General features: G+C 57.3%; 9 protein-coding genes. 5 read left to right on the forward strand and 4 right to left on the reverse strand.

Annotated features, from left to right (window positions below; genetic code table 11):
• Positions 1–7: 7 nt before the first annotated feature.
• From RC85_RS09420 to RC85_RS09430, 3 genes are read right to left on the reverse strand one after another with little or no spacing between them, the layout of a single operon-like run.
• Positions 8–1,672 (reverse strand): DUF3631 domain-containing protein, encoded by a 1,665-nt coding sequence (locus tag RC85_RS09420; protein WP_068261648.1) that lies wholly within the window; start codon positions 1,670–1,672, stop codon positions 8–10.
• A 9-nt stretch (positions 1,673–1,681) separates the two neighbouring features.
• Complete coding sequence (locus RC85_RS09425; protein ID WP_068261651.1) at positions 1,682–2,740, reverse strand: primase-helicase zinc-binding domain-containing protein; 1,059 nt, start codon at positions 2,738–2,740, stop codon at positions 1,682–1,684.
• On the reverse strand, positions 2,737–2,967 hold the full coding sequence (locus RC85_RS09430; RefSeq protein WP_068261654.1) for a helix-turn-helix domain-containing protein: 231 nt from the start codon (positions 2,965–2,967) through the stop codon (positions 2,737–2,739). The genes RC85_RS09425 and RC85_RS09430 overlap by 4 nt, the downstream gene beginning before the upstream one ends.
• A gap of 632 nt (positions 2,968–3,599) precedes the next feature.
• On the opposite strand from RC85_RS09430, the gene RC85_RS09435 reads away from it, so the two are divergent.
• From RC85_RS09435 to RC85_RS09460, 5 genes are all read left to right on the forward strand, one after another.
• Positions 3,600–4,862, forward strand: a complete 1,263-nt coding sequence (locus RC85_RS09435; RefSeq protein WP_149752590.1) for a trypsin-like peptidase domain-containing protein — start codon at positions 3,600–3,602, stop codon at positions 4,860–4,862.
• Positions 4,863–5,075: 213 nt separating this feature from the next.
• Positions 5,076–6,809: a hypothetical protein gene (locus RC85_RS09440; protein WP_068261660.1), complete on the forward strand. Its 1,734-nt coding sequence runs from the start codon at positions 5,076–5,078 to the stop codon at positions 6,807–6,809.
• Between the two features lie 220 nt (positions 6,810–7,029).
• Positions 7,030–9,429, forward strand: coding sequence for a site-specific DNA-methyltransferase (locus RC85_RS09445; RefSeq protein ID WP_200836741.1), 2,400 nt, complete (start codon positions 7,030–7,032; stop codon positions 9,427–9,429).
• A complete protein-coding gene (locus RC85_RS09450) occupies positions 9,429–12,113 on the forward strand; it encodes a DEAD/DEAH box helicase family protein (RefSeq protein WP_068261663.1) in 2,685 nt (894 codons plus the stop codon). Before RC85_RS09445 ends, RC85_RS09450 begins: the two co-directional genes overlap by 1 nt.
• Before the next feature lie 375 nt (positions 12,114–12,488).
• Complete coding sequence (locus RC85_RS09460) at positions 12,489–12,794, forward strand: hypothetical protein (protein ID WP_068261668.1); 306 nt, start codon at positions 12,489–12,491, stop codon at positions 12,792–12,794.
• A 942-nt stretch (positions 12,795–13,736) separates the two neighbouring features.
• Here the strand turns inward: RC85_RS09460 and RC85_RS26735 are convergent.
• A complete protein-coding gene (locus RC85_RS26735) occupies positions 13,737–13,934 on the reverse strand; it encodes a hypothetical protein (protein ID WP_149752591.1) in 198 nt (65 codons plus the stop codon).
• Between the last annotated feature and the right edge of the window lie 167 nt (positions 13,935–14,101).

Consider the following 14,101-nt stretch of genomic DNA (forward strand, 5'->3'; position numbering starts at 1 on the left):
ACCATGACTAGAAACCTTCCAATGATGAATTGGCGGAAAGTTCGTAGCCGTATCGCTTCGCGACATCGGCGACTTCGCTTGCGTTGAGCCGATACCAGCGTTTGCCATTGGATCGCTGAACGCGGAAACCGTAGCGACGAAGCACCGCCGAAACTCGGCGTGGATTCCAACCGTCCTCGAAGGCGTCGGGGTCGATGTCCTTGGCGGACTCGAAAACGTCGCCTGGTGTGAAGCGTGGTTTCGATCCGGCCAGTTCATGCAACGCGGACAACAACGCGGGGTCGGCTTCCGGTGTGGCGTCTTCGACTTCGTGTTCGAGTTGCCCGGCGGCGTGTCCGATCACGAAGTCCAACAATTCCGCGTCATCGCAAAGAGCGGCGATGCGAAATAATGGTTCCCAGCGTTCGGCGTCACGATTCGCCAGCGTTGATGCGGGCGACGGCGTGACCAGTAACGTCGCCGAACGTTCCAACATCCAAGCGTGCAGTAAATCGCGGATGCGTTGTTCGTCTTCAGGGGAATCATCAAGCGACCGACCGGCTCGCGGGCTGCCAGTGGAGGCTCGCGACAAACGCACCGTGATGCAACGCGACGACAGAGCGGGCGGAAGCCCACGGATGCAAGCCAGCAGCTTCGGTGCATAAACATCGAACGAAACCGATCGGAACGAATCGCCTGATGGTTCCAGCCGGTTGGCTCGTCCGCCGCGTCGATAGCCCGACAGCAAGATCGACGTGATTTCGGAAACTTCCGGCGATCGGTCGTCTTTCAAGCGTTCGGCTTCGTCCAGCAGCAGCGTTCCACCGCGAGCGTGCAGCGACCGAAACACGTTCGCGGCAGTGGTGTTGGAACTGAACATCGGGCGAAAGACCATGCGGCCGATCAAGTCCATCGTTCGCGTCTTGCCGGAACCGGCGGGACCGGCCAGATACAAGTACGGCACCGCCGGGAACAACGGATAGCAATACGACAACATGACCCACAACGACAGCGTGGCGTTGTATCCAACGCAGCCGCTTTCACCGTCGCTTGGCAATTCGACGTAGCGGTCGATGCGATCCATTACGGCGTTCAAGACTTCCGCCGTCGTCGGCGTCAGTTTACCCGCCGTCCATGCGTTGCGAGATTCCATCGACCATCGGCAAAGCTCGGTCACATCGGCGACCGATGGCAGCGGCGGCATCGGGTGAACGTGCAACGCTTGGTCGCCGCAGACCACCGAGGTTTCCAATTCGCTGGCCGATCGTTTGCCGCCGGACTTGGCGTACAACGTCCAGACGCAATCGGTTCCGTTGCGACTGCCCAGCAGACGCGGAACGACGATGCCCGAAAAGTCGCGGCGGATGATGAGTTCCGGCCGCGTCAATTCCATCGCGTTCAGTTCGTCGCCCCGCGATTGCTCCGGTGCGTCGGCTTGTTCGCGTTCGCGTTGCCGTTCGATGTCGGCGAGCAACTTCAATAGCTGCGTGTCGATTTCCAGCGGCGTGAAGCGTGGTAGCTTCGCGTGAATCGCTCGGCCAAACTTCGACCGATCCGATGCTCGGTTCAGATCGAGTTTGTCGCGGTGCACTTCTTCGTCGCCCAGCGTTGCGATCACGGTCACGGTGTCACCGCGTCCGTGGCGTTCGATGGCGAGCGAAAGCGGTTCGACGATTTCTTGTTGTTCTTCCATGATCGTTTCCTAGTTCCTTTCCGTGGAGTTTGGGACGCTGCGGCGGACGGCCAGCATCAGAGCGTCGGCTTCGTGCAACAGTTGATCGAAGTGACCGGGCGTGCCGCCGCCGGCGATGAACTTGCGGGCGTCGTCACCGGGGTTGCCGGGTGTGATGATGCGAACCGTGTTCGCGACGGTGACCAGCAACCGTGCCAACCGTGTCGCTCCGTTGCGTCCTGCTTCGTCATGGTCAGCAACGATGGCGACATCGTGGCATCCGATGCGACGAACGAAGTTCACCGTCGCGGGCATCGCCCCTTGGCAACTGGGGCGACCGATCGCGGGCAAACCGATCGACAACATCGCGGCGGCATCGCTCGGCCCTTCGCAGATGAACAGCCGGGGAATCTTCGTTGCGATTCCGTCGGGAACGAACAGCCCGCCGCGTCCACCGCGATAGCTCCATTTGTCGCCATCGTGTCCCCGAAGCCGCAATCCGATGCAGCGACCGCCCGAATCGACCATCGGCCACGTCGTCGCTTGGTCCGCTTCGCTGTAGCCGACTCGCAAACGAACCAGCGTTCGCGGTTCGACTTGCAGTTTCTTGGCCAACGACTCTCGACGTTCGCGGCTCATTTCGCAGAAGAACTGTTTTGCCAAATCGTCGAAGTCGATCGACGGTTCAAGCGGTTCGGCGTTCGTTCCGCGTTCACTGGTCACGGTTCGGCGTGCGATCGGTCGCGGCTTCGATTGGCTTTCGCTTTTCACGCCAAGCCAATCGGCCAACCATCCCAGCGTTGCCCGAAAGTCCAAACCGAGAATCCATTGCAGCGTTGCCAAGCCATCGCCGGGCGACGGACTGGAACCCTTCGTGAAGCAGTGGCGACAATGAACCGCTCCGCGTCCATTGATGTTCGGGAACGCGGCGAAGCGATCACGTCCACCACACTTCGGGCACGGATGCCCTTTGCCGTTGAGCTTGTCGGCGTCGATGCCGGCGGCGATCAGAATGTCAAACCACCGACCGGCCGCGAGTGATTTCAATTCCGCAACGCTCGGAACCGTGTTGTTGATTCGCTGGTTCATCGCTTGCCCCCATCGGTGGAGGCGGCGAGTTCACCGACGACGTAGCGATCGAGTTCCGCGATGGGAAACAGAACGCGACGACCAAACCTGATCGGCCGAATGGGGCCGTGCGGGACGGTCCGCCGATCGAGCGTGCGGACGCTGATGCCAAGACGTTTGGCGGCTTCGGTTCGACTGATGCAGTCGATGGTTCCGTGTTGCAACGGAACGGAGATAGCTTCGGCCATGGGATTCCCCCCTGTAGGTGACCAAGACAACGGAAACGGAAAAACCGGCAGCCCGTTTCCACGTCTTGCCCATCGCCGACGCCGCAAAGCGTTGACGAATGGAGCCGAAACGTCACAATGGCGTTACCACACGGCGGCACTGTGATGCGTTTCAGACGTGTCCGGGACCGTCCGAACTTGAAGCCCCGCGGGACACCAATCCTGCGGGGCTTCTTTCGTTTGGCGACGCGAAAAACCGGGAATCCGCCCCGGTGTTCACCCGTCCACCAACGCCAGCAATCCTACCAGACCGCCGGGGGCTGTCCAGCAATGCCAGCAAAGTGACGAGGTTCGCTTCGCCTTCCGTTGCCACCCAGTGCTTCTCCTGTCTACTCCGTTCCACTGGGGTCATCCCGAAAAATCTTTTCGGGAAAGTTCCATGGTCGTGGACATCGGTGACAAGTTAGGTCACAGCCGGCAGAAACTTTTTCTCGAAATAGTTTGGCGGCTCAGTTCAACCCGGTTCGTCGGCAGTCTTTCACAGTCGCGAGCGACCCAAAACGGGCGTGAACTCGACCATTGAAACGGCGTCAAAACGTGCGACTCTTGCAGGAGGAAACCCTGTTTGCTTGTTCGTTCACGGAGGACGTTTGATGTGTCGCGTTGCTACTGCTGTCGCCCTGTTGTTGATTCTTCCCGCCGTCATTTTTGCGGTTCCGCCCGAAAGCTCGACCGACATCGCGTTGCGTGCGTCGTGTCGGATTTTCGCCGGCAACGCCCGAGGCAGTGGAGTCATCTTCGATGCCGACGCGGACAACTACCGCGTGCTCACAAACGCTCACGTCGTCGGCAAAACCGGCAACCGCGTGAAGTTGGAATTTGAACACTCGGGTTATCGGTCCGATCCGATCGTTGGTCGTGTCGTTCGTTCGCACATCGCCCCCAACACTTCGATTGACTTGGCGATTGTCGAACTGCCGCGAACTTCGTTTCCCGGTCCGATGCCCGTTGTGCCGCTTGCAGGTGTCGCCAGCAAGGATGCTGCGACCGTGCTGACGGTGGGTGCCCAAGGAGGGGCCGCCGTCAGCCTGCAACGCGGTCACATCGTTAGGCAAACTCGCGGCTTGATCTACTACAAGCCCGAAGCACTGCCCGGTCGATCTGGTTCGCCGTTGTTCGACGCCGATGGCTCTCGCGTCGTCGGCTTGGTCGCATGGCGAACCGGCGATGGCCACGGACTCGCCATGAACGCCGCTCGGGTGCGTTCGTTTGTTCGCGGCGAGGTGTCCCACGACGACATCGAAGCCGACTTGCCCGACGATGCGATTCCGCTCTGGCAATCCCGCGTGCGTTTGGTCCTCGTGACCGCCGCCGGTTGCCAACCGTGCGAACTGCAAAAGCGTTCGATGCCCGACGACGTTCGCTACGAAACGGTGGACATCGAAAAGGCGAACGCCAAAGGCTACCGCGTCCGCACGACACCGACGCTGATGGTGTTCGTCGATGGCAAGCTGGAAAGCCAATCCGCCGGACTGCTTCGCGGCGATGCGTTGCGATCGTTTCTGGACCGTTGGGGTTTCGGCAAAGACCACACCCAGCCCGACACTGAAGCCCACGACAACGACGACTTCAACCCGTGGACGAACCCAGGCCGCTGGGAACGCGGCCCGATCCGCGACCGCATCGACAACGCCAAAGACCGCTTCGCATGGTGGCTGCTGGGCAAATGGCTCGGCTTCGCCGCTGGCGGAGTAGCGATCGTGTTCCCGTGGCTGTTCTTTATCTATCGAGCGTTACGCAAACTGCGTAGCGACGATGGCGGCGGCTGCCCCGCGAACAAAGCACGAACCCGACGCCGTTCTCCGCGAGGACCGCGAAAGTCCCAACAGACCAACCGGCGGGGGAACGGGCCGTAAGTCATTTCCTGGAAATCGTTTGTGGCGACGAGCACTGTTTGCGGGAGGAAAATCCTGTTGACTGAACCCCATTCGTCCGATATGATTCAGGCGTACTTACCAATCTAGCAAAGGGCCTTCGGGGCGGATTGTGCGTGCACTTCCAAACCCTCGGCCCTGACCATACGAAAGCACCTGTCCCGACGGCAGGTGCTTTTTTTATGCTGAAACGCCATGTGGCTTCCCGACAATCCTGACGACGCGAACGATCCCGGCTCGGTCTTTCTTCTAGCCGCTTGGCATGAGCTTTTCTTTGGCTTCACGCCCGATTCTTTCCAGCCCAGACTGCACAATGTGCCCTCGCTTGTTGAAGAACTCATCGACATGGGGGGACTTTGGCAGAATGAACCCCGCAATGTCGCACACGTCGAGAAGCTGAAAGCTGAACTCAATGCGGCCATCAAGTCCGAAGACGCGATTCTTTCACAGATACCGACGTACAAATCGCGTGCGATGTCGCTTGCCAAAGCGAAGACACCCGAAGCGATCATTGCGGGTGGTGGAATTCTCGCCGGCCAAAGCCGATCCTACTGGCGAGCGTTTGAATCGCTGTTGCTCAGTACCGTCAGCGAATTGCCAAATCGAAAGCAAGATGCAATCGAGAATCTCCGTCGTTTGGCGACGTTCGCGTTTCAGCACGGCAAAGAGGACGACGACGTTTGGGAGCCGTTGGACAAATCGGCCAACAGATGCCCGGTTGACGTCCTTCGTCAAATGATTGCTCTGACGCGGGAATCAGAGAAAGAATACTCCTGCACGCTCACAATTCTTGGTGAGGTTGCAGGGATGCACTCGACTGTCCGCAAGTGCGGTCACAAGGTCGTGTCCGTAAGAGACCTGCCCGATGATTACACCGCTGCGTTGTCGAATTACGACTCGAAACCGCTTCACGTTCGCGTTGATGTTGATGCGAAGTCCATCCGCCATGCAGTTGCCGATGCACGCGAACGTCTGGAACTTGCGATCGGCATTGCCAGTTTGTATCAAAACCCTCCCGAGTTGCGATTGCATCCAACAGCGTTTGTTTCTTCGAGCGGGCAGGACAAAGTCTTCGTACAAAGCGAACAGGCATTTCGTCGGCTCTACCCCCGAACCAACGCGAAGCGAGACATCAAACACGCGATTGAACTCGTTTCAAAAACCAAAGTGGATCGACGCATACTCGCTGCCGTCAAGCAACTTGCCCTTGCGTCGGGCAGCAGCGACACGCGAACTCGGTTCGTCAATCTTTGGTCGTCCGTCGAAACGCTGGCGGGTTCACACGAAGGCGAAACAACGATGGAACGGGTTAGCGAGCTAATTGTTCCGCTAGTTATTTCGCGGCATGTTCATCGAACGACACGTTACATGACCATCCTTACCCAGCGTTTCGGCAACACCATTGGCAGTACCCAGTATGGATCAGGGTTTCGGGAAACAGAAAACGGAGTCATCTTTTCAGACGACATGCTCGTTGCGCTCACGTCCAAATGTCGCGACCCCAAGATTGCCGACCTGCTGAGATTCGCCGACCATCCGCTGTTGCGTTTTCGGTTGTACGACACTTGGAAGATCTTCCATGATCCAAAGCAACTACGATCCAGATTGGAAACGTCGAAACAACGCCTGGAATGGCAAGTTGCCCGAATCTACCGGGCACGAAACCTACTGGTTCACGAGGGACGCGAAGTCCCACACATTGTCCCGCTGCTCGACAATCTTCAAAACTACTTGTCGATGCTGGTTCAGCGGTTGATTCACGAAACCAAACGGAATGCCACTAATGAATGGGGCGTGCGGCATTGCATCGAATACTGGAAAGGGCGAATGCACCATTCACTTGATGGACTAAAAGAAAATCCGTCGAGCCTGACCACTCGCGATTTCTTGGAAAAAGGCCAACGCATCCAATTGTGGAATGATCGGTAGGCGATCCACGGAACGATCCCTCTGATTGCGGCCAGATGCCGTCGCCTTCCCCGTCGTGATACGGGCTTGATAAACTCGAGCCTCACAAACCTCGGGCCGGCGTCCGGCGGCTGATTTCGCGGGATACCCCCAATCTGCCGCCACGCGTTAGCGTCCGGTTACGACGACACGAACACAGAACCGTGGGCAAACGCCCGGCGGCTGATAACGGGAATGGGCTATGGTCAAGAAGACGGGTGACGGCGCAACGCACAGCGGCGGCAAGATGCAGTTGAGCGATGCGGAAAAGCAGGATGTGATTCGGCATTTGGATGCCGGTCGGCCGTTGCCGGACAAGTATCGGTTTTTGTTGTTCGAGGACAAACGCGAAGTCGAGTTGGTTTGGAACGGCAAGACCAACGAGGTTTGCAATGTCGTGCTGCCGTTTCAGACGATCGAACAAGTCGATGAACCGCGAGCGGAAACCGAAGCCGACGCGGTGGCCGAAGACAAGGCGACCTATCAACCGACGTTCTTCAGTTTGGACGAGCGAGGCCGGCAACTCAAAGGCTGGACCAACAAGCTGATCTGGGGCGACAACAAACTGATCCTCTCGTCGCTCAAAAACGGCCCCATGCGAGAAGAGATCGAAAAGCAAGGCGGCATCAAACTGATCTACATTGATCCGCCGTTTGATGTCGGGGCGGACTTTTCGATGGATATTGAGGTGGGTGATGGTGAAACGCTGACCAAGCGTCCCAGTATCTTGGAGGAGATTGCGTATCGCGATACTTGGGGGAAGGGGGCTGATTCATTTATATCAATGCTTCATGAAAGGCTGGTTTTGCTCCGAGACTTACTCGCCCAAGACGGAAGTATCTACGTTCATATGGGACCTCAAGTTTCGCATCTAGTTGAAGCTGCAATACGAGAGGTGTTTGGTAACTCAGGAGCAAATGCAGCCATCACTTGGAAGAGGGTTACAGCACATGGAGATAGTAAGCGTTGGGGGATAATTCACGACAACATCATCTGGCAATCTAAATCTGCAAAATTCATTTGGAACCCACAATACAATCCTTACGAAGAAAAGTATTTAGCCTCGAAGTACACGCACAAAACAGAGGACGGAAGACGTTACCGGCTAGACAATCTAACGAGCCCGCATGCACGACCAAACATGACTTATGAGTGGAGGGGGCACCAGCCTCCGGCAATGGGTTGGCGTTATGAATTCTCCACCATGGAGCGATTGCATGGCGAGGGGAGGATTGAGTTGCCGAAGAAAAAGGGAGGTCGACCTCAACTTCGACGCTTTCTTGACGAGGGACAAGGCGTTCCAGTTGGTTCGATCTGGACACGTATCTCTCCAGTCAACTCCCAAGCAAAGGAAGACACTGGCTATGATACACAGAAGCCTGAGTCTCTACTTGAACGGGTAATCAACGCGTCTTCCAACCACGGAGATTTGGTCGTCGATGTCTTTTGCGGCTCCGGAACCACCGCCGCCGTCGCCGAAAAACTTGGCCGCAAGTGGATCGTCAGTGACCTTGGCAAATTCGCGATCCACACCACCCGCAAACGTATGATCGGCGTTCAGCGTGAACTCAAAGAAGCCGGACAAGACTACCGGGCTTTTGAAATCCTGAACCTGGGCAAGTACGAACGGCAACACTTTGTCGGCGTGAACCCGAACCTTCGCGAGGAAGAGAAACAGCAGCAACTCGAGGCCAAAGAAGCCGCGTTCCTGGAATTGATCTTGAACGCCTACAAGGCGGAAAAGACCGACGGTTTCGCCACCTTTCACGGCAAGAAGTCGGGGCGACTGGTGGCGATCGGACCGGTCAACTTGCCGGTGACCCGGTTGTTTGTCGAAGAGATCATCTTGGAATGTCGCAAGAAGCAAATCACCAAAGTCGACATCCTGGGCTTCGAGTTTGAAATGGGCTTGTTCCCCAACGTGCTCGACGAGGCTCGCGGCAAGGGCATCGACATCGCTCCCAAATACATCCCCGCCGAAGTGTTCGACAAACGGGCGATCGAAAAGAACCAAGTCGTCTTTCACGACGTGGCGTTCATCGAAGTCCGACCGCACCTGAAAGAAGAATCCATCGGCGTCGAATTGACGGACTTTTCGGTGTTCTATTCGCAAGAGTCGATCGCGGCGGCGGAAGAATCGCTGGGCAGTAAAAAGAAGGCGGGCAGCAAGATCGTCGTGGATCGTGGCCAGATCGTGAAAGTCATCAAGGACAAAAAAGGAGTGATGAGCCGCGAAGTGCTGACGAAGACTTGGACCGACTGGATTGATTACTGGTCGGTCGATTTCGACTACGAGAGCAAACGCGAGATCATCCGTATCCAGTCGCCCGAAACGGGTGAATCGACCGAGGAATGGACGGGCGAGTATGTGTTTGAAAACGAGTGGCAGAGTTTCCGGACTCGCAAGGACCGCAGCCTGGAACTGAAAAGCGTTTTCCATTCCTGTAAACCCGGTCGCCGCAAAGTCGCCGTGAAGGTGGTCGACATCTTCGGCAACGACACCATGACGATCGTCGACGTGGACGTGCCGGCGTCGTCAAAGAAAGGCGGCAAGAAGAAGGCCGCGTCGAAAAAGACCACCGCAAAGAAGGGAGGCAAGTAATGGCTCTGCATCCAGAATTCCCCTCGTCGCCCCATGCGATCTTGGCCCCCGAGATTCGTTGGTTTCCCGCTGACGAAGCGATGCGGGAAACGACCAGCGATAAACTGATGCCGCCGTTGGTGGCGATGCTGCGTCGCAAGGTGCAAGAGTTTCGCGATAGCGATTACGTCGGGGCGTCGGCGACCAGTGCGTCGCTGCTGCGTTGGTGGTTCAAGACCGAACACCTGTTGCCGCAAGCCGACGGCACAACGGCCGCGTTCGAGTATTACTTTGCCCAGCGGGAAGCGATCGAAACGATCGTTTACCTGATGGACGTAGTTGGTTTTCAAGACAAACACGACCTGATGCGTTTCGATAGCAGCGGCATTGTCTCGGGCGGCATGTTCGATGAAACGTGGCGGCGGTTGGTGGTGAAGATGGCGACCGGTGCCGGCAAGACCAAGGTGATGAGTCTGGCGCTGGCGTGGAGCTATTTCCATCGACTGTACGAAGAAGACTCGCAAATGTCGCGAAACTTCCTGGTGATCGCTCCCAACATTATTGTGCTGGACCGCATCTATAAAGATTTCCAAGGTCTGAGGATCTTTCACGAAGACCCGGTGTTGCCCGACAACGGGTTCGATGGCCACTATTGGCGAGATGATTTCCAGTTGACGTTGCACTTGCAGGACGAGGTGCGAGTCACGCAGTCGACGGGCAACATTTTCTTGACGAACATTCACCGCGTTTACGACAACAATACACCCGACCCGTCGCCCGATGACGACGACACGATGGATTATTTCCTGGGGAAGCGGCCGACGGGCGAGACGACGGATTCCAAAGTCGACCTTGGCGTGATCGTTCGCGACATCGACGAATTGATGGTGCTGAACGACGAAGCTCATCACATCCACGACAACAAGTTGGCGTGGTTCAAGTCGATCGAGGACATCCATAACCGACTGGTGCAAAAGGACGGGCGGCTTGCGCTGCAAGTTGACGTGACGGCGACACCCAAACACAACAACGGTGCGATTTTTGTTCAAACGATTTCGGACTATCCGTTGGTCGAGGCGATTTCGCAGAACGTGGTGAAGCATCCGGTGTTGCCCGACGCGGCCAGTCGGACGCGGTTGTCGGAAAAACAGTCTTCGCGTTTCACCGAGAAATACGCGGACTATCTGGACCTGGGCGTGATCGAGTGGCGATCGGCTTACGAGGAACACGAAAAGCTGGGCAAGAAAGCGATCCTGTTCGTGATGGTCGACGATACGAAGAACTGCGACGAGGTGGCGGATTACTTGTCGGCGAACTATCCGGACTTGGCCAGCGATGACGCGGTGTTGACGATTCACACGAAAAGCAACGGTGAGATTTCCGAGGCGACCAGCGGCAAAAAGAAAGAAGAGCTCGAGGAACTTCGCAAGATCGCCAACAACGTCGATGATCCGCTGAATCCGTGCAAGGCGATCGTTTCGGTGTTGATGCTGAAAGAGGGCTGGGACGTTCGCAACGTGACAACGATCGTGGGCCTGCGGGCCTATTCGGCGAAAAGCAATATCTTGCCCGAACAAACGCTCGGTCGCGGTTTGCGAAAGATGTATCCCGGCGACACCGAGGAATACGTCAGCGTGATCGGCACCAACGCGTTCATGGAGTTCGTCGAAGGCATCCAGGCCGAGGGCGTTGAGCTGGAACGCAAGGCGATGGGCGAAGGCACGAAGCCCAAGACGCCGTTGGTGGTAGAAGTCGACAACGAGAATGAAAAGAAGGACGTCGATGCACTAGATATCGAGATTCCCGTGCTGACGCCGCGACTCCGCCGCGAATACAAGAACCTGGCAGATATGAAGACCAGCGGACTGGGCAACAAGCCGGTCGAGTACAAGAGTTTCTCCGAGGAAGAACAACGCGAAATCGTGTTCAAGGACATCACGACCGACGAGATCACTCACACGACGATCTTGGATACGGCGGGGATCGCGGATTGGCGTAGCGTGATCGGCTACTTTACCCAAACGGTGATGCGTGAATTGCGTTTGGTCAGCGGCTACGAAGTGCTGTACGCGAAAGTGAAGGCGTTTGTCCGCGATGAATTGTTTGGGAAGACGGTTGATTTGGAAGACCCAAATACGCTTCGCAATTTGTCGGAATTGGCAGCCACGAAAACGGTCATCAACGCGATGAAGAATGCGGTGAACGAGTTGACGATCACCGAATCAGGCGACGCTGAAATCCGCAGCACGATCAAACTTCGCGAAACACGGCCTTTCGTGACGAAGGACCAAGCGTACATGCTGCCAAAGAAATCGGTGTTCAACCGAATTGTTGGCGATAGCCACTTGGAATTGCAGTTCGCAGCGTTCTTGGAAGATTGCGATGACGTGGTTTCCTACGCAAAGAACTATTTTGCGGTCCACTTCAAGTTGGACTATGTCAACGCAGACGGGAACATTTCAAACTACTACCCCGATTTCATCGTTCGATTGAAAGACGGACGTATTTTGATTGTGGAGACAAAGGGGCAAGAAGATTTGGATGTTCCACCGAAGATGGCTCGACTGAAACAGTGGTGCGATGATGTGAACCAGGTCGCCAATGGTGCGAAGTATGACTTCGTGTTTGTCGACCAGGAGAGCTTTGAGAAGTACGAACCGAAGTCGTGCCAAGACTTGCTCGATGGATTTACCGAGTACAAGTAGCCACTGAATCGCTTTCGATCAGTCTAGCGTCGACCGTCTTGCAAAAGGCGACGCTACCAGTGCCGCCGAAACGATCGAGCAAGTCTCTGTTCCGATCAAGCGCTTTCACGGCGGGGCAATGCTGTTTGGGTTGGAGTACATCCAGCGTGACGATGCCTTGGAGCATCGTCCGTGCCACCGGGCTTTGAAGCCCGGTTGAGGCTGTCCGCAAGCGGGTAGCCAACTTCTTTCGAGGGTCAACGTCGAACGCGATGCCACCGCTGCGTTCGTCCGTTCCGGTCGTCCGCTCGGGTCAAACATCGGCCCCCCCATCGCACAAGTGCGGGGGGCCGATGTTCGACCTTTCGCTCCCGACCTTCACTCCCTCTCTTCGCTATGCACATTCACGATTCCGACATCCCCGTCTTCGTTCGCCGTCGTCGTCCCTGTCGGGACTTGGTTGTCGCCGTGCTTTCGCACGTTTACTCGGTCCTGCTGCTCGCCGTGTTGTACATCGCTTTCGCGATGCGAATGATGTCCGGTGGGTTCATCCGCTACACGCGGCTCCACCGCGTTCCCGTCGAATGGCTCTGGCTCGTCGATTACGACTACACTCCGCCGTTCTGGGTCCAATGGGCACACATCCGCTACATCGACGCGATCTACGACGCCGTTGAACTTCACTACCCGGTCGAACCGTGACCGGCGGGGCCGGTCGTGACCGGGCCTTGCGGCCCAGTTCGCAACACGGCCCAGAGCGGTCGCAAGCGTTGGTCAAACGGTTTCCCGGTGGAGAGCGTTTCGGTGGTTCAGCCGTTCTCTACCAAGTAGGAACTCCGGCTACGACGTACTGATGTCGCCGTCTCCGTTCGTACCTCACTGCGCCGACAACATCAGAACGTCTCCGCCTACGTCTGTTGTTTTCCCGCTTCGCGGATGGACGTCATCACTTCGCCTCCGCTACTGCCGCCGCCTGCGTTCGTTCCTCACTCCGGCGACGACATCCGCTACGGCTACGCGATGACCACCATCCGCTGCGCTCGGGCCATCCTTGGCCCATCTTTCGGCGGCATCCTTGCCGCCGACGCCAGGCTGTCCGCAAGCGAGATTCAAACGTCAATCGCTTCGGTCGGGTGGGGCCGTGGTGCGAACTGCCCCCGCACTTTCACGAGCGGTGCTGCGCCATCCATGGCTTCGCCGTTTCCTTGCGGGCATCCTGCCCTGGTGCCCTCGGCGGCTGGCGGGCTGGCGATTCAATGTTGGTTCGCTTCGATTCAGTTCATTGGTGGTTCAGACCGTTCCCCGTTGGTCCGCCGTCGGGATCGGCAACGCTCCCATCGTTCGTCGTGCAAACCTTGTTCGTGTTGGAGAATCAATCGAGGTGCAAACTCTTTCGCTTCGGTCGGTCGCTTCCCTGCCGATCCCGATGCCCTCGGGCACGGGCGGCCGGCTCGCTTCGCTCGGCCTGCACTCCGGCCACCGCTCGCGGTCTGGTGATTCAAACCGTGTTCGCTTCGGTCAAGTTGATTGGCGGTTCAAACATTGTTCGTGTTGGTCCGCTTCCATGGCCTGCGTTCCGGCGGCATCCATGCCCCGACCGCCCATTCTCCGCCGACCCTCCATGATCGGCGTGCCTGCCGGCAGCTACCAGCGTGCGGGCATCGTGCCCAATGTGGGCGACGGCATCCATGCCGTCGCTGCCGTCGGCTTCGCCGCCGCGAGTCCAGTCAGTCGTCCAGCGTGGCGGGCATCGTGCCCGGTGTGCGGCGGCATCCTGCCGCCGAAGAAAAACCGATCGCCTTCGGCGACCTCAGCTTTGTGATCGCAGACTAAATTCAGCATTGCAAGAATGTTTCGCCGTGCTTCATAAGACGGCCGACGCACCGTCCGTTGGAGTTTTCGACCTGGAATATACCAAATTGGCTATCAACTTCCGTTGCGAGGTACCGAACCCGATCGCCGGACAGAACCAGGTAGCTATGTTTCCCGTTGTCGTACAGGGTGACTTT

Origin of the sequence: Rubripirellula obstinata, from assembly GCF_001642955.1 — a bacterium.
Lineage (GTDB): Bacteria > Planctomycetota > Planctomycetia > Pirellulales > Pirellulaceae > Rubripirellula > Rubripirellula obstinata.